At 58.7% G+C, this 23,962-nt stretch carries 19 protein-coding genes and 2 pseudogenes; 13 read left to right on the top strand and 8 right to left on the bottom strand.

Annotation, left to right across the window (positions count from 1 at the left end):
• Positions 1–107: 107 nt before the first annotated feature.
• Together AWT75_RS18180 and AWT75_RS18175 are read left to right on the top strand one after the other, a co-directional pair.
• A complete protein-coding gene (locus AWT75_RS18180; RefSeq protein ID WP_082696198.1) occupies positions 108–1,175 on the top strand; it encodes an acyltransferase in 1,068 nt (355 codons plus the stop codon).
• Between the two features lie 19 nt (positions 1,176–1,194).
• Positions 1,195–3,186: an acyltransferase family protein gene (locus tag AWT75_RS18175; protein ID WP_082696197.1), complete on the top strand. Its 1,992-nt coding sequence runs from the start codon at positions 1,195–1,197 to the stop codon at positions 3,184–3,186.
• A 104-nt stretch (positions 3,187–3,290) separates the two neighbouring features.
• Here the strand turns inward: AWT75_RS18175 and galE are convergent, their stop codons facing one another.
• The 3 genes from galE to AWT75_RS18160 form a co-directional block, all read right to left on the bottom strand.
• Positions 3,291–4,304 (bottom strand): UDP-glucose 4-epimerase GalE, encoded by a 1,014-nt coding sequence (gene galE / locus AWT75_RS18170; RefSeq protein ID WP_062791006.1) that lies wholly within the window; start codon positions 4,302–4,304, stop codon positions 3,291–3,293.
• 229 nt (positions 4,305–4,533) lie between these two features.
• Positions 4,534–5,184 (bottom strand): phosphatase PAP2 family protein, encoded by a 651-nt coding sequence (locus tag AWT75_RS18165; RefSeq protein ID WP_062791004.1) that lies wholly within the window; start codon positions 5,182–5,184, stop codon positions 4,534–4,536.
• Between the two features lie 460 nt (positions 5,185–5,644).
• Positions 5,645–7,132, bottom strand: coding sequence for a hypothetical protein (locus AWT75_RS18160; protein WP_062791002.1), 1,488 nt, complete (start codon positions 7,130–7,132; stop codon positions 5,645–5,647).
• A 378-nt stretch (positions 7,133–7,510) separates the two neighbouring features.
• Here AWT75_RS18160 and AWT75_RS18155 point away from each other — a divergent pair, with 378 nt between their 5' ends.
• Both AWT75_RS18155 and AWT75_RS18150 read left to right on the top strand, forming a co-directional pair.
• A complete protein-coding gene (locus tag AWT75_RS18155; protein WP_204377100.1) occupies positions 7,511–7,915 on the top strand; it encodes a cytochrome b562 in 405 nt (134 codons plus the stop codon).
• Positions 7,916–7,928: 13 nt separating this feature from the next.
• On the top strand, positions 7,929–8,492 hold the full coding sequence (locus tag AWT75_RS18150) for a cytochrome b (RefSeq protein ID WP_082696196.1): 564 nt from the start codon (positions 7,929–7,931) through the stop codon (positions 8,490–8,492).
• 171 nt (positions 8,493–8,663) lie between these two features.
• On the opposite strand, the gene AWT75_RS18145 is transcribed toward AWT75_RS18150, so the two are convergent.
• Positions 8,664–10,007 carry a sigma-54 interaction domain-containing protein gene (locus tag AWT75_RS18145; RefSeq protein ID WP_062790998.1) on the bottom strand — a complete coding sequence of 448 codons (1,344 nt, stop codon included), beginning with the start codon at positions 10,005–10,007 and terminating at the stop codon, positions 8,664–8,666.
• A 175-nt stretch (positions 10,008–10,182) separates the two neighbouring features.
• Here AWT75_RS18145 and cydP point away from each other — a divergent pair, with 175 nt between their 5' ends.
• The 4 genes from cydP (at position 10,183) to cydX (ending at position 13,249) form a co-directional block, all read left to right on the top strand.
• Positions 10,183–10,374, top strand: a complete 192-nt coding sequence (gene cydP, locus AWT75_RS18140; protein ID WP_062790996.1) for a cytochrome oxidase putative small subunit CydP — start codon at positions 10,183–10,185, stop codon at positions 10,372–10,374.
• Positions 10,364–11,914, top strand: coding sequence for a cytochrome ubiquinol oxidase subunit I (locus tag AWT75_RS18135; RefSeq protein WP_062790994.1), 1,551 nt, complete (start codon positions 10,364–10,366; stop codon positions 11,912–11,914). Before cydP ends, AWT75_RS18135 begins: the two co-directional genes overlap by 11 nt.
• Before the next feature lie 78 nt (positions 11,915–11,992).
• Positions 11,993–13,132: a cytochrome d ubiquinol oxidase subunit II gene (gene cydB, locus AWT75_RS18130; protein ID WP_193394105.1), complete on the top strand. Its 1,140-nt coding sequence runs from the start codon at positions 11,993–11,995 to the stop codon at positions 13,130–13,132.
• Positions 13,133–13,144: 12 nt separating this feature from the next.
• The gene (gene cydX / locus AWT75_RS21025) at positions 13,145–13,249 is read left to right on the top strand and encodes a cytochrome bd-I oxidase subunit CydX (RefSeq protein ID WP_082696195.1); all 105 of its coding nucleotides are present in this window, start codon (positions 13,145–13,147) and stop codon (positions 13,247–13,249) included.
• A 124-nt stretch (positions 13,250–13,373) separates the two neighbouring features.
• Here cydX and AWT75_RS18125 read toward each other — a convergent pair whose 3' ends face one another.
• Positions 13,374–14,279 carry a LysR family transcriptional regulator gene (locus AWT75_RS18125; RefSeq protein WP_062790992.1) on the bottom strand — a complete coding sequence of 302 codons (906 nt, stop codon included), beginning with the start codon at positions 14,277–14,279 and terminating at the stop codon, positions 13,374–13,376.
• A 133-nt stretch (positions 14,280–14,412) separates the two neighbouring features.
• Here AWT75_RS18125 and AWT75_RS18120 point away from each other — a divergent pair, with 133 nt between their 5' ends.
• Positions 14,413–15,159, top strand: coding sequence for an SDR family oxidoreductase (locus AWT75_RS18120; RefSeq protein ID WP_153013378.1), 747 nt, complete (start codon positions 14,413–14,415; stop codon positions 15,157–15,159).
• 91 nt (positions 15,160–15,250) lie between these two features.
• On the opposite strand, the gene AWT75_RS18115 is transcribed toward AWT75_RS18120, so the two are convergent.
• The 3 genes from AWT75_RS18115 to AWT75_RS18105 form a co-directional block, all read right to left on the bottom strand.
• Positions 15,251–16,210: an MBL fold metallo-hydrolase gene (locus AWT75_RS18115; RefSeq protein ID WP_082696194.1), complete on the bottom strand. Its 960-nt coding sequence runs from the start codon at positions 16,208–16,210 to the stop codon at positions 15,251–15,253.
• A gap of 177 nt (positions 16,211–16,387) precedes the next feature.
• Positions 16,388–17,365: an aldo/keto reductase gene (locus tag AWT75_RS18110; RefSeq protein WP_062790984.1), complete on the bottom strand. Its 978-nt coding sequence runs from the start codon at positions 17,363–17,365 to the stop codon at positions 16,388–16,390.
• 58 nt (positions 17,366–17,423) lie between these two features.
• The gene (locus tag AWT75_RS18105) at positions 17,424–17,993 is read right to left on the bottom strand and encodes a TetR/AcrR family transcriptional regulator (RefSeq protein WP_062790982.1); all 570 of its coding nucleotides are present in this window, start codon (positions 17,991–17,993) and stop codon (positions 17,424–17,426) included.
• A gap of 225 nt (positions 17,994–18,218) precedes the next feature.
• On the opposite strand from AWT75_RS18105, the gene AWT75_RS18100 reads away from it, so the two are divergent.
• The 4 genes and pseudogenes from AWT75_RS18100 to AWT75_RS18090 form a co-directional block, all read left to right on the top strand.
• On the top strand, positions 18,219–19,121 hold the full coding sequence (locus AWT75_RS18100; protein WP_062790980.1) for a LysR family transcriptional regulator: 903 nt from the start codon (positions 18,219–18,221) through the stop codon (positions 19,119–19,121).
• 286 nt (positions 19,122–19,407) lie between these two features.
• A pseudogene (locus tag AWT75_RS23175) lies at positions 19,408–19,743 on the top strand (hypothetical protein); the annotation flags it as partial.
• 184 nt (positions 19,744–19,927) lie between these two features.
• The gene (locus AWT75_RS22310; protein WP_239689649.1) at positions 19,928–20,608 is read left to right on the top strand and encodes an efflux RND transporter periplasmic adaptor subunit; all 681 of its coding nucleotides are present in this window, start codon (positions 19,928–19,930) and stop codon (positions 20,606–20,608) included.
• Between the two features lie 20 nt (positions 20,609–20,628).
• Positions 20,629–23,757: pseudogene (locus AWT75_RS18090) on the top strand (efflux RND transporter permease subunit); the annotation flags it as partial.
• Positions 23,758–23,962 lie beyond the last annotated feature (205 nt).

The following is a 23,962-nucleotide window of genomic DNA, read 5'->3' as shown; positions in this document are numbered from 1 at the left end:
CCATGACAAGTTCGATTACACGCTGCTGAAGCAACATGCCCAGCTGATCGTCGACAGCCGTGGCAAGTATCTGGAACCCGCCGACCACATCGTCAAGGCTTAAGCTGATGGATGACGACGGATGCCTGAATTCCAGTCAGGCATCGTCTTGTTTTTGTCTTTTACGGGTTCTTGTCACAAACATGGCGCAGAAAAATATCAGCATCGAGTGTTTGCGGGTATTGGCAGCCTTGGCTGTCATTATGGTTCATGTATCTGGTATTTATGATCTTAACATTGCCGATCATCAAGACCCGAGTTGGTGGGTAGGTAATGCATTTGATTCTTTTGCGCGATGGTCGGTGCCGGTATTTGTCATGATTTCCGGTGCATTGTTGTTGGATGGCAAGCAGGATGACAGCCTGCAGTTTTACCAGAAGCGATATGCAAGGCTGGCTTACCCCTTGGTTTTCTGGAGTATTTTTTTCATTCTGGTCAGGCTTGCTACAAACAGGAATTTCTTTTTGGGAAGCATTCCTGATGCCATATTCACTGGCACACCCTTCGCCCACCTGTGGTATGTCTACATGCTGGTTGGCATGTATGCAGTGACTCCATTCCTGAAATTGATCGTCAATGCGGTGAGTGAGCTGGGGTTGCTGGTGCTGGCTTTGTGTTTGTTTGTAGCAGCAGTTTTGAATTTGTTTTTCGGGTTGGAGCCAGAGTTTTTTCTGCTGAAATTTCTGCCATTTCTTGGGTATTATGTGGCAGGCTTGTATTTGAATCGTGCCAGATGGGTGTGTTCTAACAGGGTGTTGCTACTTCTGTTTCTGATTGCTTGGGTGGTGTTGTTTGTGTCGGCTGGAAGTGGTTCTGTAATAAATGGTCGCGCTGCATGGCTTGTGCTTTATGATTATTTGAATCCGCCAGTTATTGTCATGTCAATTTCTGTTTTTCTAATGGCAAAAAATGGCCTGTTCAATTATTCAGGCATCAGCAAGTATGCACGTAATACCTTTGGTGTGTATTTGATTCATCCGGTATTTTTGATTTTTTCACGGAAGATGAATCTGACATGGTCTCCGGTGTTCGCTGTGTTTGCCATTCCGGCAGCATCGCTGGTTATGTTTTTTCTTTCGGACAGAATTGCAGGCATGATGATGCGAACCCGTCTCGGTAGGTTGGTGTTGAGCTGATTGTAATAGATTATTTAAGATGAATAATAATTCAGGTGGTGTGATGTACAATTTTACTTATCGGTATGATGTTGATGGGATGCGTGCATTGGCAGTATTGCTGGTGATGCTGTGTCATGCAGGTCTGTCGTTTGCATCAGGTGGATATGTCGGTGTTGATATATTTTTCACCATTTCCGGTTTTGTTGTTACATCCATTATTGCCAAGCAGATTGAATCCGGGCAATTTTCAATCCTTGCATTTTATGCAAAGCGTGCCAAGCGATTAATGCCATCACTATTGGTGGTGTGTTTTTTTGTCGTGTTGGTTTCGGTGTTGTTTGCTACGCCGGATCGGCTGTATGCCAATATAAAGAACATTGCATCAATTTTTGTATTTCTGTCCAATTATTATCAAGCCAATAATGTCGGATATTTCGCGGCCGAGGCGGATGAAGTTCCTTTGCTGCATATCTGGTCTCTTTCGGTCGAGGAGCAGTTCTATTTATTTCTTCCGTTGGCGCTTTATTTGGCCATTCGTTTTTTTGGTCGCCATGTTGTTTCTTTTATGGCAGCCGTCTTTACTGCTTCTTTGGCTTGGGCCGTATTTTCATTGTCGCGTGATGTCGGTGGTGCTTATTTCTCATTCTTTGGAAGAGTGTATGAGTTTGTCCCCGGCGTGATGTTGGCATTGTTGAATGTGCATGGGCGATTGCTTGCCAGGAAATCTGTTGTCAATGATATGGCAATGTTTTTTGGTTTAGCATGTCTTGCATTTTGTGTGTTGAGTTTTGATAAGAATACGCCTTTCCCGGGATTGTATGCTCTGCTACCAGTTTTCTCTGCAGCATTGTGTATTTGTGTCGCGCCCGGATCGCTGGTGGTTAAAAATATTTTTACCAGTAGGATCATGACGCATTTGGGGCGTTTATCATACTGCCTTTATTTGTGGCATTGGCCGGTTTACTTTTTACTGCGTCGCTTTGATATTGCAATTCCTGTGTTTGTTATATCGGGTTTTGTTGTTAGTTATTTGCTGGCCTATATTACTTACCGGTTTGTCGAGACACCACTACGGTATATGGTGATGCCAAATATTCGGGCCATTCTGGTGTTTCTTGGCTCCCCTTTGCTATTAAGCATGGTCTTGCTTTTGGTGGCTAAATCGACAAATGAAATGTCGTTTCTGTACCCAAATCAAATGAAAAAGCTATATGACAGTGCAAAATCGACTGTGTGGGACTTGCCCCGGGCCGAAAAATGCTGGGGTAAGACAGAGGTGACAGACCCGCAGTTGTGCAATGTGGGTGCACCACTTCAGCAAGCAAAGCAAAAAGGTTTTTTGTGGGGTGACTCCCATGCATATCAAATGATTGAGTTTGTTGATCGTATTGGTAAGGATCATGGCATTGCTGTACAGGATGCAACATATAGCACCTGCCCACCATTGCGTGAAATGGCTGTATTGCCTGGTGATATTGCGCTGCGCGAAACAGACAAGGTTTGTGCACGGCGCAATAAAAAAATAATGCACTATTTGCTGTCTCACCCGGAAATAAATATTGTTTATCTGTCGGCTGCCTGGTCTGCTTATAATAATGTTGATAGTAATTTACCCGGCCCGCATGGGTTCGTGCGAGACGAATTTGCTGCGAGGTTGGCGGATACCGTTGGCAGTTTGGTAAAAACCGGTAAGCAGGTTGTTCTTTTTAATGATATCCCCTATATGCCAAAGCGGCTTGTAAACTGTGATCTGTATAATAATTTATATTTCCCGCATCGTAAGGAATGTTCGTTTTCCTTGAAAGAGTCGATTGCTGGATACGATGAATTTATGCCGGTTTTAAATGATCTGGTAGGTAAATTCCCGCATGTTCAGGTGCTGGATACATATCATGCATTGTGTAAATCTGGTCAGTGTGCTTTGTCGTTGAATGGTGTGCCCTTGTATCGTAATGGTGACTACGGTCATTTGAATTTGAATGGAAGTAGAGTGCTATATGATCAATATTTGAAACGAAGCTTGAATTAGATTTTGCATTGTTCTCGCTATATTTTTGAGTGATTGTGGTTGGAAGGGATATTGTAGATTGCCCTTGAATTGAAAAAGCCGGCTGTTGAGCCGGCTTTTTGTTATTAATATCCATCAGGGTTGTCTGACTGCCACCGCCAGGTATCCATGCACATTTCCTCTATGCCGTGTTTGGCTGTCCAGCCCAGCAGGGAAGTGGCAAGGGCAGGGTCGGCATAGTATTCAGCCAGATCACCAGCGCGGCGGGGGGAGAACTGATAGGAAATGTCCTTGCCGCATGCCTTGCCAAAGGCATTGACCATTTCCAGTACGCTGTAGGGGCGGCCTGTTCCCAGGTTGACGATCAGGGGGCTGTCGTTTTCCGCCAGATAATTCAGTGCTGCCAGATGGCCGGATGCGAGGTCCTGGACATGAATGAAGTCCCGCATGCCTGTGCCATCCGGTGTGGGGTAGTCGTTACCGAAGATGGAAAGTTTTTCTCTTTTGCCAACAGCAACCTGGGCAATAAACGGCATCAGGTTGTTTGGAATGCCGTTGGGGTCTTCACCAATCAATCCTGATGGATGTGCTCCAACCGGATTGAAATAGCGCAGCAGGGCGATCCGCAGCTGGGGTTGGGCTTTGTTGGTATCCCGCAGCATGTCCTCGACAATGCGCTTGGTACGGCCATATACATTAATGGGTGCCAGTTCCAGATTTTCATGGTATTGCGTTTGCCCAGGGGCGCCGTAAACCGTAGCCGATGAGGAAAATACAATACGGTTTACTCCGGCTTGCAGCATTTCTTCCAGCAATACCTGACTGCCCGTCACATTGTTGTCGTAATACTTAAGCGGAAAGGCTTCGCCCTCTCCAACTGCTTTCAGGCCAGCAAAATGGATGACTGCATCAAACTGGCGGGATTTGAATGCATCACGAACTGACTCCCGGTCCCTGATATCCGCCTTGATCAGTGCCACTTGCTTGCCGGTAATGCGCTGGATGCGCTCGAGCACCTGAGGCGAACTATTACTGAAATTGTCCAGTATGGTTACGTGATGGTCCTGCTCTAGCAACTGAACGACGGTATGTGAGCCAATATAGCCGGCGCCACCTGTGACGAGAATGGAGTTGGTCATGACAATTGGGGTGTCTGGTCCGTGTTGGGGGATGTTATTGCTGTTCTTATTTTATCCAAAATTCAGTGTGTTGTGATTTGTATTTCAAGCGGCAGTCATTTTCTGCACTAAAAATTCCAGATTACTTGACGTGGGTAATTTCTGTTGCGACTTTGTTTCAGTAATTCAAGGCTGTTTGACAAATAGGTGGCAACTGGTCTGATTACGTTTTGTGAACCAACTCGGAGTACTAATTACCAGCATTTATTGTGGATTGCTGTTTTTCTGTAAATATTCTGGCTTGTATTTTCAGGTCTTTTCTTTCAAATGGGTGGTTGTGACCGGCAACAAATAGTGCAATACGGGTGATGATGTCCTGCCCTGGTACCTTGTTGCCAAATTGCAGGTTGAATACCACCAGCGCCGGTATCAGCAGGCAGACTGCCGCTTTGCTGCTGTAGCGTTCTGCAGTTTTACTGGCAAACCAGCTGCTGGCCAGTAAACCACAGGTAAACCCCAGTACCACTTCTGACAACGAATGGGCGTGGACTTCCAGGCGTGAGTAGCCAATGGCAGCACCGCCCAGCCAGCCGATGGCCAGGGCCAGGGTGCTGTGGCGTGGCAGCCAGGCGCGGCTGAGCAGGTATAGCAGTACCGGCAGGGTGGCGGAGGCCAGCATGGTGTGGCCGCTGATGCCGGTAAAGTCGAAATCGCTACTGCCTATGCCCCAGCCGATAAAGGCGATCTTGCTGATGGCGACCAGCAGTCCGGCACTGCCGAAGGCCAGTAGCCAGCGCAGGCTGCTGGAAAATTGCTTCTGCGCGGCCAGCCAGACGGCAATGGTGGCGGCCAGCGGCAGCATGACGGCGAGGTCGCCCAGGTTGGTGAATCTGTTCCACATGCGGGTGGGTGCTCCTTGATTTGGCTGCCCGGCCTACTGTGCTGGCGGGCGGCTCATTATACGGCAGGGCCTGTTGGCGGATGGCGTGATTGGAGGCGGGCCGGCTGGGAAAGTTCTGAGCTGCTGCAATGCTGTCTGGTGAGGATGGTTTGTTTCGTCACGTGCCGGGCAGCGATTGGGACGGGATGGCGGCGATTGTCCGCTTGGCAGGTCGTTTGCTGGCTGGTGACGGCTTGTTGCTGCCCGTTTGCCCGGTTAGAGCGGTTGACGCAGGTGCGCTGTTGCCGGGTGCAGGCTGCGCTGCCTGATGCCTTGCAGCCATTACGGCGAGCAGGTTTTTTGCTCTTGAAGCGGCCAGGGAGGCTGCGTAGCGCGCCTGCGGCAATGCAGGCTGACGCAGGCCCAAGATAAAAGTATGGTAAGAGGGCGCAACACAGCGGCAGGTTTTTGTTAGCGACGCCTAGCTTGCCAGCTGGAATTCCATGGCCTGATACAGGCCGGTATTCATGTGCATGCGCGTTACCTTCACCCGGTGTTCGCCACGCTGGTCGCGCAGGCGGAATTCCTTGCCGCGCAGCAAGGAGTGTCCCGGGATGATGAGCAGGTCGGCATTATGATCGCCATTGGCGGCGGGCAGGCGCAGCGCTGGCTGATAGCAGGCATGCTGGCCGGCTGCCAGCGGGCTGACATCGACTGCTTCCGGGTCGCTGCCTATCAGTTCTGCGCCGCAGGAGACTTCATTGGCATGTTCGGATACCGCGGTCCAGCGCACGGCATACAGCGATGGGGTGCGATGTGCCTGCTTGTCGGCAATCAGCAGCAGTTCGCCGATTTTCAGTGACTGGTAACCCGGGTCGCCACGTAGCAGCAAGCCGCTTTCACTCTTGTTGATGGCCTGGAAGATGGATATCTGCGATGGCGGCATGCGGTCGCGCAGCCTGGCCTGCATGTCCGGCCGGACGGCACCACCGCCGAGTATCTGGCGGATGGAGCGCATTTGTGCGATCAGTGCCATGGACTGCATTACGGCCTGGCGCTGATGACGGCGCCGGCGCGGCGATTGCCAGCCATCCATCAGTCTTTGCGCGACGATGACCGACAAGGCATCGCGGCCGGGCATGCCGGCCTGGCTGGTATGGGTCTTCAGCACACCAATGGCTGCGCCAAGGTCGCAGGACAGGCAGTGTTCGCGCTGGGGCAGGGCGTCGGTTTCCAGCAGGAATTGCGGAGGGGCGCCACGGGTGAGGTCCAGCAAGTAAAGATGTCCGGCCCTGGCTGTGTCGGCGGTGGGCAGTGGCTGAAGCGCCACCTTGTCCGCCAGGCGCGCAGTCCACAGCAGGGTGGCTTCGACTTCCCTGGGGCTCAGGTTCTTGCCATCGGTGATGCCCATCAGCTGGAGCTGGTGGTAACCGTGCAGGATGCTTTGACCGTCGGGCAGCTGATGCTGCAACCAGTTGTGCTGGCTGGCGTTGTAGTACAGGTAGTGGGTGGCCAGCCAGAAGCTGCCATTCAATTCCACATGACAGCGCAGGGCAAAGCTGGCATAGCGCCTGGCCACACACAGTGCCAGTGTCAGTTGTTGCAAGGCGCGTCTGCGCCAGGTCAGCAGCGGACGGCTGCTGAGTGTGCTGCGCAGGTCTTGCAGCAGCGGTTCCAGCAGGTGCTGCAAAACCTTGCTGCCCATGCGGGCCAGGCGCAGGGCAGGGTGGTTGCAGGCATTTTCACTGAACTGGATTTCCAGCTGGTGCAGCCAGCGGCAAACGTGATCGAACAATTGCTGTTGCAGCGCCAGCCGCTGTGCGGGCTGTACGGCATTCTGGCAAATGAAGCCGTGTATCTCGATGAGTTGTTCACCGCTGCCACGCAAATCGCCCCTTGGTAGCCGCTCCAGCCAGCTGTTGACTGTTTTCTGGTTTTTATTGTGACCGAAGGCAGAGTTCAGACGCATGTGGGTTCAATCCATTGTTCTGTATGAAGGCGGCGTTTGCACCGGCGTGATGGCTGACCGTACTGTGCGCGGGGTGCCGCGACTGAATATTGGTACTGTGCGATTGGGATGCTGCCAGGCCTGGCGGGTTAGCAGGCATGTGCAGTGCGGGCCATCTGTTCATGAAGCTGCATGATTCTAATGAATCTGTCATGAATGAACGATACGCATATCCACCTAGGATGGGTGGGGCCTCTGCTGTATTGCGGACGGTAGAACAGCGCTGTGTCAGGCAGGCCGGGGTGCGCAGTGCGATGGCAGGTGCTGGCGGCCATGCCGGATTTACCCTTTTTTTGTCATTGCGCGGCTTTAAGTTTGCGTTAAGCACTGCCTTTTAACATGGCCCCATCCATCCAGAAGGGGTACACAATGTCTCGTTTCATGCAAAAAACCTGTGCCGTGCTTTCCATTGCCTTGCTGTCTGTCTCTCTGGCCTCTGCTGCACAGGCCGGTGAAGTGAAGAAACTGATGAAAGACATGAAAGTGGCTATGCAGCAGGCGATGGCCAGCAAATCCATGCCTGAGTTTTCCCAGAATTTCTCCCGCTTGCAGAACGATGCCAAGCTGGCCGGCGAACAGGCCTGGCGGGCTGACCCGGCCTTGTACAAGGAAGGTATGCAGAAACTGCAATTTCAGCTTGCTGCGGTTGATACGCAAATTAAGGCGAATAATCTGGCGGGAGCCAAATCCGCTTTGAGTGACGTCAATCCGATCAAGAAAAAATACCATAACTATCTGAATTGAAAGGAGAGCGTTGATGGAAATGTCCGGAGAACTATCCGCTTCCTCAGGCCATGCAGGGCAATCGGCCAGGCGCTACCCCTTGCTGATCATCCTGGCGCACTGGCTGGTTGCGGGCGGGATTGCAGCCAATCTGGTCACCGGCTGGCTGCTGGATGACGCAACCGAGCTGCTGGACCTGCATCGTTCCATTGGTGTGCTGGTGCTTGTATTTTCAGCCTTGCGCCTGTTCTGCCGTTTTGCCTACCGCAAGCAGATGCCGGATTCGGTGAACGAGACCGGGTCTTTGCAATACCGGGTGGAGAAGCTGGCGCACACGCTGCTGTATGCCGGCATGGTGCTGGTGCCTTTGCTCGGCTGGCTGAAAACCAATGCGGCGGGCCATGTGCTGGTGCTGTTTGATACGGTGGAGCTGCCGGTACTGATGGAGAAGAACCGCGAGCTGTCGTCCTTGTTCGGCGAGTTGCACTCGGTAAGTGCTTATCTGCTGGCCATGTTGATCGGCCTGCACATTGCCGGTGGTGTGGCGCATGTGATGATGGAAAAACGCAATGTATTCAAAAGGATGTTGCCTTTTTGATTGCCTTTCGCAGCAGGCCGGCCTGGCTGTTGGCCGCGGCTGATTGCCAGGCTGCTTGTTGAGCCGGACTGCTGTGTCTGGCCCGGCTGCGCCACCTGGCGGCCCGGCCCGCTGGAACAAAGATTGCTTGAGACTGCTTCACCAAGGTTGCATTCTCTTTGCCCCCGCCCATCAGGTGGGGGTTTTCTTTTCCAGCGCCGCCAGCTGGCGATATAGCGTGCGTTCGGTGATTTGCAGGCGGGCCGCCAGTTCCTTGCGGCCCAGCTGACTGTGGCGAACCGCCCATTGCAGATAGCGGGCCTGTACTTCGGCCAATGGCAGCAGGCCGCACTGGAAGGGCTGCATCGGTACCAGTGCTGCGGGCCGGGGCATGCAGTTGCTTTGCAGGCCGGATGGCGCATTCAGGTGCTCGCGGCTGATCTGCTCGCCGTCGCTCAGCAGGCTGGCGCGCTCCAGCAGGTTGCGCAGTTCACGGATATTGCCGGGGAAGGCTTGCTCTACCAGCCATTGCCGGGTGTCGGCGTCCAGTTGCAACTGACGGCCCGGCGCCACCCGTTCCAGCAGGGCGGCGGCCAGCAGCGGAATGTCCTCGCGCCGTTCGCGCAGCGGCGGCAGACGGATGGGAAACACGGCCAGCCGATAGTAAAGGTCGGCGCGGAAGCTTCCTTCGGCCACCATCTGCGCCAGATCGCGATGGGTGGCGGCTATCAGGCGGAAATTGGCCGGTATGCTGTGGATGCCGCCCACCCGGCGGAAGCTGCCGCTTTCCAGCAAGCGCAGTAGTTTCACCTGCTGCGACAAGGGCAAGTCACCGATTTCATCCAGAAACAGTGTGCCGCCATCGGCCGCTTCCACCAGGCCCTGCTTGCGCTGCTGTGCGCCGGTAAACGCGCCTTTCTCATAACCGAATAATTCACTTTCCAGCAGGGTTTCGGTCAGGCTGGCGCAGTCCACGGCAATGAATGGCCGCCTGGCATCGCCGCCACTATTGTGGATGGCACGGGCCAGGCCTTCCTTGCCGGTGCCGGATTCGCCAATCAACAACACCGCGGCGCGGGACGGGGCCGCGCGTTGCGCCAGTAGCAGCATGCTGCGAAATGCCGGGCTGCGTCCCACCATCTTGTCCGGCACCGGCTGGCTGCTGGCTTGCGGCAGGTGCTGCATTTTCTCGATGAACAAATGGCGGTGCCCGCTGATGTCGGCCAACGGCATCAATTCCACATCCACATGCTCTTCGCCATGCGCGGTGCGGTGAATATGTAGCACCCGTTCCGGCTGGCCACTGCTGAGCGTCATTTGCAGCGGGCAGGATTCGCCCTCTTCATTGCAAGGCCGCTGATAGCCATGGGATGCCGCATGACAGCGCTGACCCACCACCTGGCCATACAGGGCTTGATACGCCGGGTTGGCATGCAGGATTTCAAACTGTTCGGTAATGACGATGCGTGGCTCGTCCAGTTCATCCAGCATGCGGCTGATGGTGTCCAGGCTGGCTGCGGTGGTCAGTGGTGACATGGTGACGTAAATGACATGACGAAAATGTCATGTTAGCCCGGAAAATGCCGCCAATACAGCGAATTTTCGCCCTCTGGCTGCTGGCATGGCACTTGCAATCAGCGCTGTCAGGCAGGGTGGGCCCAACCGGAATGGCCGGTGTGGCTCTGTTTACCCTGACAACGGGAATCAGCCCATGAAAAAGACATCAAGCAAGCTGAGCCGTGAGCTGGCCTGGATCATCGGTATCAAGCTGGTACTGCTGCTGATCATCTGGAAGGCATTCATCGCGCCTTACCGCGTGGCGGTAGATGCCGATTCCGTCGCCGGCAAGGTGCTGAATCCGGCACAAAGCAGCCAACAACTGGAGAAAAACAATGCTAGATAATGTCGTCGATTTATCGCGACTGCAGTTCGCCGTGACGGCGCTTTACCACTTTCTGTTTGTGCCGCTCACCATCGGCATGGTGTGGATGCTGGTCATCATGGAGGCGGTATGGGTGATGACCGGCAAGCAGGTGTATCAGGACATGACCCGTTTCTGGGGCAAGCTGTTCGGCATCAACTTTGCGCTGGGGGTGACCACCGGCATCACCATGGAATTCCAGTTTGGTACCAACTGGGCGTATTACTCGCATTATGTGGGCGATATTTTCGGCGCGCCGCTGGCGATTGAAGGGCTGATGGCTTTCTTTCTGGAATCCACCATGATCGGCCTGTTCTTTTTTGGCTGGAACCGCCTGTCGCGCAAGCAGCATTTGCTGGTGACCATCCTGATGGCCATTGGCACCAATCTGTCGGCCTTGTGGATACTGATTGCCAATGGCTGGATGCAGAACCCGGTGGGCGCGGAATTCAGCTACCAGACCATGCGCATGGAAATGACCGACTTTGCTGCGCTGCTGTTCAATCCGGATGCCCAGGCCAAGTTCGTGCATACCGTCAGCGCCGGTTATGTCACCGGGGCCATGTTTGTACTGTCCATTTCCAGCTGGTATCTGCTGCGCGGGCGCAATGTGGAGTTTGCCCGCAAGAGCTTCCGCATTGCCGCGGCGTTTGGCTTTGCCAGCGTCTGTTCGGTGATTGTGCTGGGTGATGAGTCCGGTTACACCGTGGGCGAGGCGCAGCAGATCAAGCTGGCCGCCATCGAGGCCATGTGGCATACCGAGCCGGCCCCCGCGTCGTTCAACCTGCTGGCCTGGCCTAATGAAACACGCATGGAAAACGATTGGCAGGTGAGCATTCCCTGGGTGATGGGCCTTATTGGCACCCGCTCTGTCAGCAAGCAGATTCCCGGCATCCACGAAATCATGGCGCAAAACCGCTTGCGCATTCAGTCCGGCATGCTGGCGGTGCAGGCGCTGGAAGCCGTGCGGCGCAATGGTAAGGACAGTGCTGCGCTAAAGGTGCTGGAAGCGCACAAGCAGGATCTGGGCTTTGGCCTGCTGCTGAAGAAGTACACCGCCGATGTGGCCACCGCCACTCCGCAGATGATTGATGCCGCCGCGCGCGACACCATTCCTCGCGTGGCACCGATGTTCTGGTCTTTCCGCCTGATGGTGGGCATGGGCATGGCCATGTTGCTGCTGTTCGGCTGGTCGTTCTGGGCTTCGCTCAAGGGGGATTTCCAGCACCGTCCGCGCCTGCTGAAGCTGGCCTTGTGCTGCCTGCCGCTGCCGTGGCTGTCCTGCGAACTGGGCTGGGTGGTGGCGGAGTACGGCCGCCAGCCGTGGACCATCTACGGCGTGCTGCCCACCCGGCTGTCGGTGTCCACCCTGTCGGTGGAGTCGCTGTACGGTTCGCTGGCGGGTTTTGTCGGTTTCTACACCGTGCTCTTGGTGGTGGAAATGATGCTGATGGTGCGCTTTGCCCGTCAGGGGCCGGGTAGCCTGGGCACCGGCCGCTACGACAATGAAACCGCTCACTGATATCGGCTTACAACACATCTGCTGCTGTATTGCGGCAGGGCTGTTGTGCTGCTTCGTGCACAGCACAAAGGAATAATCATGCTGGATTATGCAAGTCTGAAGGTGATCTGGTGGCTGCTGGTTGGCGTCTTGCTGGTCGGTTTTGCCATCATGGATGGTCACGATATGGGTGTGGGCACGCTGCTGCCCTTTGTCGGCAAGGACGATACCGAACGGCGGGTGGTGATCAACACCGTCGGCCCGCACTGGGATGGCAACCAGGTATGGTTCATCACCGGTGGCGGCGCCATTTTTGCCGCCTGGCCGCTGGTGTATGCCACGGCGTTTTCCGGTTTTTACTGGGCCATGCTGCTGGTGTTGTGGGCGCTGTTTTTCCGCCCGGTGGGCTTTGACTACCGCAGCAAGATAGACAACCCCACTTGGCGTTCGGTATGGGACTGGGGCCTGTTTGTCGGCGGAACGGTGCCGCCGCTGATTTTTGGCGTGGCCTTTGGCAATTTGCTGCAAGGCGTGCCCTTTCATTTCGACAACAATCTGCTCTCCACCTACGACGGCAGCTTCTGGGGTCTGCTCAACCCGTTTGCCCTGCTGTGCGGCGTGGTGTCCAGCGCCATGATCAGCTTCCACGGCGGGGTGTATCTGGCGCACCGCACCGAGGGCGCTATCCAGCAGCGTGCGCAAGCCTGGGTGCGGGTGACGGGGCTGATCTGGCTGCTTGGTTTCACCCTGGCGGGCATCTGGCTGGCGCGGGGGATTGATGGTTACGTGATCAGCTCGGCCATACAGCCGGATGCGCTGCCGGACCCGCTGGCCAAAACCGTCAGCCGTGCCGCCGGGGCATGGCTGGGCAATTACCAGCGCTGGCCGCTGGCCATGTTGTTGCCGGCCACCGGCTATCTGGGCTGTATTGTGGCCATGCTGCTCTTGCGCAATGGCCGCAGTTTTGCTGCCTTCTGGGCCTCCGCCGTGGGGCTGGCTGGGGTGATCGGTACGGCGGGGGTCAGCATGTTCCCCTTTGTGATGCCATCGTCCAGCCATCCGGCGTCCAGCCTGACGGTGTGGGACAGTGTGTCCAGCCAGCTCACGCTGGAATTGATGCTGGTGGCCACGCTGATCTTCATGCCCCTGATCATCCTGTACACCCGCTGGGCCTACAAGGTGATGGGCGGCAAGGTGACCGCCGCCTATGTGCGGGAAAACAATCACAGCGCGTATTGAGAGGAGAGCAGCATGTGGTACTTCGCTTGGGTATTGGGTATCGGTTTTGCCGTATCGCTGGGCATCCTGAATGCCATGTGGGGAGAGTGCGAGCAGGATCGCAAACAGCAGCAATAAAGGTGATGTGAAGCAAAGCGGCGCAGTCCGGGCGGGGCCTGGCTGCGCCCTTGTCATGTTGAGCCCTTGTCATGTTGCGCCGTTTTCATGTTGTGACCGGGGCGGTGTGTGTGCCGCAGTGGATTCAGCGGAAAACCGCGGCCTGACTGAAGTGTTGCAGCAAGTGGTCGAATACGGCGCGGATACGGGCGGGTACCGGCCCGCGCTGCGGTCGGTACAGATAAAGCTGCCATGGCGCTGGGGCCAGCTGCGGCAATACCGCTTGCAGCTGACCGCTGGCGATTAGCGGCGCGGCCATGAAACCGGCCAGCTGGCCAAAGCCGATGCCGCCAAGCACGGCCTGGCATTCGGCGCGGGTATCGCTGGCCATGAATACCGGGGCAGGCGGCTGCCACTGTTGTTCACCGGCCAGAAACCACGGCCAGGGTTTGCCGGTATTCGGGTCCAGGCTCACTGTTACCGGCAGCGCTTCCAGCTCGGCCAGCGTGCTGGGGGTGCCGCAACGGGCCAGCAGGGCCGGGCTGGCCACGATGTGAAACGGCACCGGACACACGGCGCGGGCAATCACCCGGCTGTCACGCATGAAGCCCACCCGGATGCCGATGTCGATCTGCTCGTCCACCGTATTGCTCAGCACGTCGGACAGGCGCAAATCCACCCGTAAACCGGGATGCAAGGGCAGCAGGCTGGCCAGCGCCGGTGTCAGATAGGCATCCCCGATGGCGGCCGGCGCGGTTATCCGCACCAGCCCGCTGATTTCATCCGCCGCCTGCGGGCCTTGATGCTGGAACAGTTGGTCCATATCCCGCACCGTTTGCCTGGCACGCACTGCCAGGCTGGCGCCAAAGCCGGTAATGCGGATATGGCGGGTATTGCGGTAGAACAGTACTTCGCCCAATAGCTGTTCCAGTTCCTTGATGGCACGGGTTACTGCCTGTGGCGAGCTGCCCAGTTGCTGTGCCGCTTCCTTGAAGCTGCTGCATTCCGCGGCCACGCAAAAGATGCGCAGCATTTCCAGCCGGTTCAACATGGTTTGGCTCCCGTCGCTGATTTATTCCATTTTTTGTCATTATAAAGTGCAAACAATTTCATTTATTGGTGTTTTCTGCTGATGGATACTGCGATGCAAGGCGGGGCGGACCCGCCATCACATGGAGCAAGCAATGTCGAATGGAATCGCAGGAAAAGTCGTGGTGATTACGGGTGCCAGCAGCGGGCTGGGCGAAGCTACGGCCCGTCACCTGGCGGCGCTGGGTGCGCGGGTGGTACTGGGCGCACGCCGTGGCGATCGCCTGCAGGCTCTGGTGGAGGATATCCGCCAGGCTGGCGGCGAGGCAGTACATGCGGTGACCGATGTCACCAGCAAGGAGGATGTGCAGGCGCTGGTGGAGGCCGGTCGTGCTGCCTTTGGCCGGGTTGACGTGATGGTCAACAATGCCGGTCTGATGGCCATTGCTCCCATGTCGCAACTGCGCAGCGACGAGTGGGACCGCATGATAGACATCAATATCAAGGGCGTGCTGTATGGCATCGCCGCCGTTCTGCCCTTGTTCGAGCAGCAGGGCGGTGGCCATGTGATCAATATTTCGTCGGTGGCCGGCATCAAGGTGTTTGCGCCGGGCGGCACGGTGTATTCCGGCACCAAGTTTGCCGTGCGCGCCATTTCCGATGGTTTGCGCCAGGAGCTGGCCGGCAAGGTGAGGGTGACCTCCATCGAGCCGGGTGCCGTGGAGAGCGAGCTGAAGTTCGGCTCCGGCGACCCGGCCAGCCGTGAGGAAATCGTGGCGTTTTATCAGCAAGAAGCCATCCCGGCCGATTCGGTTGCCCGCGCCATTGCCTACGTCATCGAACAGCCGGCAGATGTGGCCATCAACGAAGTGGTATTGCGCCCGACCGTTCAGGAATTCTGATCCTGTAACCGTAAACGCAAACGTCCCCTCGCGTGCAGGCGCGAGCGGGACGTTTTGTCTTGTCCGGCCGCAGGGTTGATATTGGCGCTGTTCAGTCTGTTTCCGGCAGTGGGTCGGGGTGGGCTATTGCGCCAAGGCGTGGTCTGCCAGCTTCGCTCTGACGCCACCACGGCTGGGTCTGGGCGGGGTGCAGGATATCCAGCCGCTCGCCAAAGCGCGGCGTGCGCAGGCTGACTGCGTGCCGGGCGGCCAGTGTGCTGATGCGCTCCAGCGGTTCGGTCCAGCCATGCAGTGCCAGATCGAAGGTGCCGTTGTGGATGGGTATCAGCACTTCGCCACGCAGGTCGAGATGGGCTTGCAGGGTTTGCTCGGGGTGCATGTGCACATCGGCCCAGTCTTCGTTGTAGGCACCGTTTTCCAGCAGGGTGAGGTCGAAGGGGCCGTGGCGCAGGCCAATCTGGCGGAAGCCGTCGAAATAACCGCTGTCGCCACTGAAAAATACCCGGCTCTGGCTGCTGCCAATCACCCATGACGCCCACAGGGTGCGGTTGCCATCCCGCAGGCCACGCCCGGAAAAGTGCTGGGCCGGGGTGGCGGTGATGTGCAGCGGCCCGGCCGTCACCCCTTGCCACCAGTCCAGCTGGTGGATTTTATCCGCCGGAATGCCCCAGTCCTGCAGGCGCTGGCCTACGCCCAGCGGGGTGATGAACAGCTTGGTTCGCTGCTGCAAGGCAATGACGGTGCTGCGGTCCAGATGGTCGTAGTGGTCGTGGGAGATGATGACCACATCCAGCGGTGGCAAGTCATCCAGCGCGATGGGCGGCGCATGGAAGCGCTTGGGGCCGATGAAAGAAAAAGGCGAAGCGCGCTGGCCGAACACCGGGTCGGTCAGCAGGAAAGCACCATCCAGCTTGAACAGCACGGTGGAATGCCCCAGCCGCCACAGGCTGTGGTCTGGTGCAGCGGCCAGGTCGGCCGGGCTCAGGGGCAGTGGCTGTATCGGCTGGGCGGGTACAGCCTGCGGTGATTTGTCGGTAAAAAAGCGCAGCATGATGCGCAGGGTGTCGCGCAGCCCGCCTGCGCGGCGTGGCTGGGCGTTGCGATAGCGGCCGTCGCGCAGCAGGCTGCCGCCGGGGATGGCTGGCCGGCTTCGACTACCGGTTGGTCTGTGTTCAAGGTGGGCATGAGGTTCTTCCTGGTGAGGGAAATGAAATGGCTTGCAGCGGGCTCAGGCGCAGCTTCTTGCCAGCTCGCCCTGCGCTGCCGGCATCTGCTCCTGCGGCGCAAACCAGTCCGGCAAGAGCGGGGTGGGGGCGCTGGCGGCATCCAGTAGCAGCAATTCGGTGGCGGACAGCTGCAAGGTGGTGGCGTGCAGGACATCTGTGTGCTGCATGGTGCTGTTGAATGCCGGCACGATGCTGGAAACCGTATCGCGGGCCAGCAGCCAGGCCAGCGCAATCTGCGTGGCGCTGGCCTGATGACCATCTGCAATGTCACGTAACAGTTCGGCCAGCCGGTGATTGCTGCGCGGGCTGTCTGTCAGTGTGGGGCAGCTGGCGTGACCTTGACTGGGCTTAAGGCCGCTTGGCTTGGTCTTGGCAATCAGCCCCAGGCCATAGCTTTGCAGCATGGGAATGGCTTCCCGCTCCGGGCTGCGAGTATTCAGGGCGTAGTGCAGCTCGCCAAAACAGAAGGGTGCCCAGCCGTGACGCTGTTGCAATTCCAGCGCTTTGGCCGCCTTCCAGGCGGGCCAGTTGGCAAAACCCAGATAACGGACTTTCCCGGCCCGTACCATGTCGTCCAGCGCTTGCAGGGTTTCTTCCAGCGGCGTGTACGGGTCTTCATGCGGTACCACGCACAGGTCCAGCCAGTCGCTGCCCAGCCGTTTCAGGCTTTGCTCGATGGACCATGCAATATCGCTGCGCGACAGGCCGGGGTGGCTGTGGGTGCCGTTGCGCCGCGCGCCAAGCCGGCTGCTGACCAGCACTTCGGCACGGCGCTTGCCCAGCGTCTTGGTCAGCAGCGATTCCGCCATGCCGTCCATGCAGCTGGTGGCATCAAACAGATTGATGCCGGCATCCAGTGCCTGGGCTATGCCGCGGGCTGCCTGTTGTGCGGCATCCGGGCAGGCCGGGTCTGGCCGCGGTACTGCACAGGCCAGCCGGGAGAGGGTGGGGCCGCCAAGGCCCAGTCGCGCATAGTGCATGGCACAATCCTGTTGTGAGTACTCACTCATTAATTGGGCAAAAAAACCGGTGCAATTATCAGCGCACCGAGCCGGACCAGAACACCCGGAATCCGGCGCTCTTGTAGGCCTGGCCATTGGCCGGATCGCGCACCACAAACTGGATGGTGGTTTCCGCCAGCGCCATGAACACGGCATCGGCAAAGCCGCCGGGCAGGGCGGAGAGGCCGTTGTTGTCGGAGCAGGCCTGGGCGACACATTTGATGTCTGACAGCTGGCTTGCCACCGTGCAGCGGGTTTCATCGGTTACCTTGTCCGATACCACCAGCTGGTTCAGCGTCTTGAAAAAGGACAGATTACTCACGCCCCAGTCGATGTAGGCATCCCACAGCGCACGCACCTGGCCGTCCAGGCTGTCGTGCACGGCCATGTGCTGGCGCAGTGCGGCAGCCAGATCCAGCTTCAGGTGGGTGTAGAGCGCGTTGTACAGCACATCCTTGGTGGCGAAATAGCGGAACAGCGTGCCTTCGGCCACGCCAGCACCACGGGCGATCGACGCAGTGGACGCACCCAGCCCCTGCGCAGCCATGATGTCGGCGGCAGATGCCAGCAAGGCGATGCGTTTTTCTTCACTGCGAGGGAGGGCCATGGGTAGGAAAGTAAGTGAGTAATTACTCATTCTAGCTGCGCGGGCTGCTCAGGTGCAAGTGCGCCGCATGACCAGCGGGAGATGTGTTGCGGCAATGGTCTGGCTGGTTGATGTTGCTACTTGCCGGGCTCAGCAAGCGGGCCACCGGCGAAGATGGCAGATTGTGCTGGCGCATTGCGCCATCTTGCAAAATAATGCGCCAGTCCAAATGAGATTATTTCAATAATGGCCCGTGAAAACCTGAATGACCTGCGCACTTTTGTCCTGGTAGCCCGCGAAGGCAGCTTTACCCGTGCGGCGGCCAAGCTGGGTGTATCGCCCTCGGCGGTGAGCCACACCATGCGCGCGCTGGAGGAAAGCATGGGCATGCGTCTGGTTACCCGCACCACCCGCAGTGTGGCGCTGACCACGGCAGGCGAGCAGGTGCTGGCCATTTTTGCCCCCCGGCTGGACGAAATCGAAGCCGAGCTGTCGGTACTGCGCGAGCAGCGTGACAAACCGGCGGGCAGCATCCGCATCACCGCGACCGATTTTGCCGCCGAGCACTACCTGCTGCCCAAGTTGGCGCAGCTCCTGCCGGACTACCCGGATGTGCAGGTGGAGCTGTCCATCGACTACGGGCTGACCGACATTGTGGCGCAGCGCTTTGATGCCGGTATCCGTTTTGGCGACCAGGTGGCGCGTGACATGATTGCCGTGCGCATCAGCCCGGATATCCAGACCACCGTGGTGGCCACGCCAGCCTACTTTGCCCGCCATGGTGTGCCAGAACACCCGCGCGAGCTGACCGAACACAACTGCATCAGCATGCGCCTGCCCACCTATGGCGGGCTGTACGCCTGGGAGTTCGAGCAGGGCGCGCACAAGTTTTCCATCCGGGTGGGTGGCCAGCTCATCATCAACACCCTGCCGCAGATGCTGAATGCCGCGCTGGCCGGCATGGGCATTGCCTATACCGCCCGTGACTATGTACAGCCTTATCTCGCCGATGGCCGCCTGCAGGAAGTGCTGCAACCGTGGTGCGCGGTGTTTCCCGGTTTTCATCTCTACTACCCCAGCCGCCGCCAGTCTTCGCGTGCGCTGATGCTGCTGGTGGATGCCTTGCGTTACCACGCCGGCCAGGCATAACTCTCCCCATCGCGCTGTCTTCCTTGCAGCTTGCGCTGTCATTGATGAATTAATCTCACAATGGCATGCATGAAATTGCATCTAGTTCAGCAAAATCCCAGCTGATACATTTGCGTCCCTGATCAAGCGGTGAATACCCGGCTGGCATGTGCCGGCCCTTGTGCCGTGTTCACCCGACAACAAGACAGCGCCAATGCGGCCAGCCCGCACAGGCACTGCGTCGCCTTACCTGACCGGTCACGCGTATTGCGCTGGCCATCTGTGCTGACCTTACGGAACCAAACACATGAACCCACCCAACAAGGGCCGGCGACCGCTGGCCATGACTGCCATTTCCTTTGCCGTGCTGGCTGCCATTGGCGCGGCGGCCTGGCTTGGCCTGCACAGCCAGGCAGTGCAGGCGGATGCCCCGGCTGCCGCCAGCCAGGCTGTTCCTGTATCTGCTGCCTTGCTGGTGCAGCAGGAAGTCAGCACCTGGCAGGATTTTTCCGGCCGACTGGAGGCGGTGGAACGAGTGGAGCTGCGCTCGCGCGTGGCCGGTGCCATCCAGTCCGTGCACTTTCGTGAGGGTGCGCTGGTGAAGGCCGGCGACCTGTTGGTGACTATCGACCCTGCGCCGTATCAGGCCGAGGTGGACCGCGCCGCCGCCCAGGTGGCCGCCGCCCAGTCCCAGCTGGTATTCGCCCGCAGCGAGCAGGAACGCGCCAGCCGCATGCTGGCGACCACGCCATTGCCCAGCGCGATGCGGACGAGCGCAACAACGCTGCCGCGCCGCCGATGCCAGCCTGAAGGCCGCGCAGGCCGCCTTGCAGACGGCACGGCTGAACCTGGGCTACACCGCCATCCGCGCGCCGGTATCCGGCCGGGTGGGCAAGCTGTTGGTGACTACCGGCAACCTGGTATCGGCCGGGCCGGATTCGCCGGTGCTTACCACGCTGGTGTCGGTAAACCCGGTGTATGCCAGCTTTGATGCCGACGAGGAAACCGTGAACAAGGCGCTGGCCGAGCTGCCGGATGCCGGCGCTGCCCGTGCGCGGCTGGGTGACATTCCGCTGCAGGTCGCCACCAGCACCGCGCAAACCTTCCCCGCCAAGCTGCAACTGGTGGACAACCAGGTGGATGGCAAGAGCGGCACGGTCAAGCTGCGCGCCACGGTGGATAACCGCGACGGCGTGCTGATTCCCGGCCAGTTCGTGCGCATCCGGCTGGGGCAGGCCAAGCGTCATCCGGCGCTGCTGCTGAACGAGCAGGCCATCGGCACCGATCAGGACAAGCGCTTTGTCATGGTGGTCGACAAGGACAGCAAGGCACGTTACCGCCAGGTGCAGCTGGGGGCCAGTGTCGATGGCCTGCGCATTGTCACCGCCGGCTTGCGTGCCGGTGAACGGGTGATTGTGGACGGCCTGCAGAAAGTGCAGCCGGGCGCAGCGGTAGCGCCGCACATGGTGCCGATGCAGCCCCCGGCCACTGCGGCGGCCAATAGCTGATTTCCACGCGAAAGACATTCATGAACCTATCCAAATTCTTCATCGACCGCCCGATTTTTGCCGGGGTGCTGTCGCTGCTGATTTTCCTCGCGGGCCTGCTGTCCTTGCGGGTGTTGCCGATTTCGGAATACCCGGAAGTGGTGCCGCCGCAAATCATCGTGCGAGCGCAGTTTCCCGGTGCCAACCCCAAGGTGATTGCCGAATCGGTGGCCACACCGCTGGAAGAAGCCATCAACGGCACCGAAGGCATGCTGTACATGAGCAGCCAGGCCACCACCGACGGCCTGATGACGCTGACGGTGACTTTCCAGATCGGCACTGATCCGGACAAGGCGCAGCAACTGGTGCAAAACCGCGTGGCGCAGGCCGAACCGCGCCTGCCGGAAGACGTGCGCCGCCTGGGCCTGACCACAATCAAGAGCAGTCCGGACCTCACGCTGGTGGTGCACCTGCTGTCGCCCAATGGCCGCTACGACATGACCTATCTGCGCAACTACGCCATTCTCAATGTGCGTGACCGGCTGGCACGCATCAGCGGGGTGGGGCAGGTGGGGCTGTATGGCGCGGGCGATTACTCCATGCGCATCTGGCTGGACCCGCAAAAAGTGGCCATGCATGGCTTGTCGGCCAGCGAGGTGGTGAGCGCCATCCGTGAGCAGAACGTGCAGGCCGCGGCCGGCAGCATCGGTGCCTCGCCCAGTGCCAAGGGCATCCAGCTGCAATTCCCCATCAACGCGCAGGGCAGCCTGCAAACCGAGCAGGAATTCGGCGACATCATCGTCAAGACCGGTGCCGACGGTGCGGTAACGCGCCTGCGTGAGCTGGGCCGCATCGAGCTGGGCGCGTCGGAATACGCACTGCACTCCACGCTGGACAACAAGGCGGCGGTGGCCATTCCGGTATCGCAAGCCCCTGGCTCCAATGCCTTGCAGATTTCCGACCAGGTGCGCGCCACCATGGCCGAGCTGAAGAAATCCATGCCGGAAGGGGTGGACTACGCCATCGACTACGACCCCACCCAGTTTGTGCGTGCGTCAATCGAATCGGTAGTGCATACCCTGCTGGAAGCCATTGCGCTGGTGGTGTTGGTGGTGATTTTGTTCCTGCAAACCTGGCGTGCCTCGCTGATTCCGCTGCTGGCGGTGCCGGTGTCCATCGTCGGTACTTTCGCGGTGATGCACGGCTTTGGCTTCACCATCAACACCCTGTCGCTGTTTGGACTGGTGCTGGCCATCGGCATCGTGGTGGATGACGCCATCGTGGTGGTGGAAAACGTGGAGCGCAACATCGAGGCCGGGCTGGACCCGCGTGCGGCCTCCTACCGCGCCATGCGTGAAGTATCCGGCCCTATCATCGCCATTGCGCTGGTGCTGGTGGCGGTATTCGTGCCGCTGGCCTTTATCGGCGGCCTGAGCGGCATGTTCTACAAGCAGTTTGCGCTGACCATTGCCATTTCCACGGTGATTTCCGCCATCAACTCGCTGACGCTGTCGCCGGCACTGGCCGCCTTGCTGCTGCAACGCCACGATGCGCCGCAAGACTGGCTGACCCGCCAGATGGACCGCTGGCTGGGTGGTTTCTTCGACCGCTTCAACAGCCTGTTCAACCGCGGTGCCACCCGTTACAGCCAGGGCGTGAAGCAGGCCATTGGCCGCAAGTTTGTCATGCTGGCCATCTATGCTGGGCTGGCTGCGCTGACCGCCGGGCTGTTCCACAGCATTCCGGGTGGCTTTGTGCCGGCGCAGGACAAGCAGTACCTGATCGGCTTTGCCCAGTTGCCGGACGGTGCCACGCTGGACCGCACCGATGCGGTGATTCACCGCATGAGCGACATCGCGCTGAAGATACCGGGCGTGGAGCACGCCATTGCCTTCCCCGGCCTGTCGATCAACGGTTTCACCAACAGTGCCAACTCCGGCATCGTGTTTGTCACCCTCAAGCCCTTCGAGGAGCGGCGTGGCAACGCCATGAGCGCTAATGCCATTGCCGGGGCGATGAATGCCGAGTTTGGCAAGTTGCAGGACGCCTTTGTGGTGATGTTCCCGCCACCGCCGGTACAGGGGCTGGGCACCACCGGTGGTTTCAAGCTGCAACTGGAAGACCGTGGCGGCCTGGGTTACGAGGCCATGGACAAGGCAGTGAAGGCTTTCATGGCCGGTGCCGCCAAGGCGCCGGAGCTGGCCGGGCTGTATACCAGCTACCAGCTGAACGTGCCGCAGCTGCTGGCTGACCTGGACCGCAGCAAGGCCCAGCAGCTGGGGGTGAAGGTGACCGACGTGTTCAACACCATGCAGATTTATCTGGGCAGCCTGTACGTCAACGACTTCAACAAGTTTGGCCGTACCTACACCGTGCGGGTGCAGGCGGATGCCAACTTCCGTGCGCGGCCGGAAGACGTGGGCCAGCTGCAGGTGCGCTCGGCCAACGGCAGCATGGTGCCGCTGTCGGCCCTGCTCAAGGTCAAGCCCAGCTTCGGGCCGGAACGGGCCATGCGTTACAACGGCTTTCTGGCGGCTGACATCAACGGCGGTGCCGCGCCCGGCTATTCCAGCGGACAGGCACAAGAGGCCGTGGCACGCGTCGCCGCGCAAACCCTGCCGCCTGGCATTGGCTATGAGTGGACCGAGCTGACCTATCAGGAAATCCTGGCGGGCAATTCCGGCAGCTGGGTATTCCCCATCGCCATCCTGCTGGTGTTCCTGGTGCTGGCGGCGCAGTACGAAAGCCTGGCGCTGCCGCTGGCCATCATCCTGATTGTGCCGATGGCGCTGCTGGCGGCCATGGCCGGCGTGTGGCTGAGCCACGGCGACAACAATGTGTTCACCCAGATCGGCCTGGTGGTGCTGGTGGGCCTCAGTGCCAAGAACGCCATCCTGATTGTCGAGTTCGCCCGCGAGCTGGAGTTTGCCGGACGCAGCCCCTTGCAGGCCGCCATTGAAGCCAGCCGCCTGCGCTTGCGCCCCATCCTGATGACCTCGATGGCCTTCATCATGGGCGTGCTGCCGCTGGTGCTGGCGCAAGGTGCCGGCGCGGAAATGCGCAATGCCATGGGCGTGGCGGTGTTCAGCGGGATGATAGGTGTCACCGTATTCGGGCTGTTCCTCACCCCGGTGTTTTATGTGCTGATGCGCCGTCTGTCCGGCAACCGGCCACTGAAGCTGCACGGCGAAGTGCCGCATCTGGACCCGATCGCCCAGCCGCCCATGGGGCATGAGCACGGCCATGCACTGCACCCGGCTGCCCAGCAACACCATGTCGAATAAGGAAGCGGAAAGATGATCAACAGAATCACCCTGGGCCTGTTGCTGGCGGCTGCGCTGAGCGCCTGCGCCACGCCACCCGCCATCGATGGCA

The sequence above is a fragment of the Aquitalea pelogenes genome (assembly GCF_001515305.1).
GTDB classification, from domain to species: Bacteria; Pseudomonadota; Gammaproteobacteria; order Burkholderiales; family Chromobacteriaceae; genus Aquitalea; species Aquitalea pelogenes.
The sequence above is the reverse complement of the archived record's forward strand: the minus strand, read 5'-3'. Positions and strand labels throughout refer to the sequence as shown.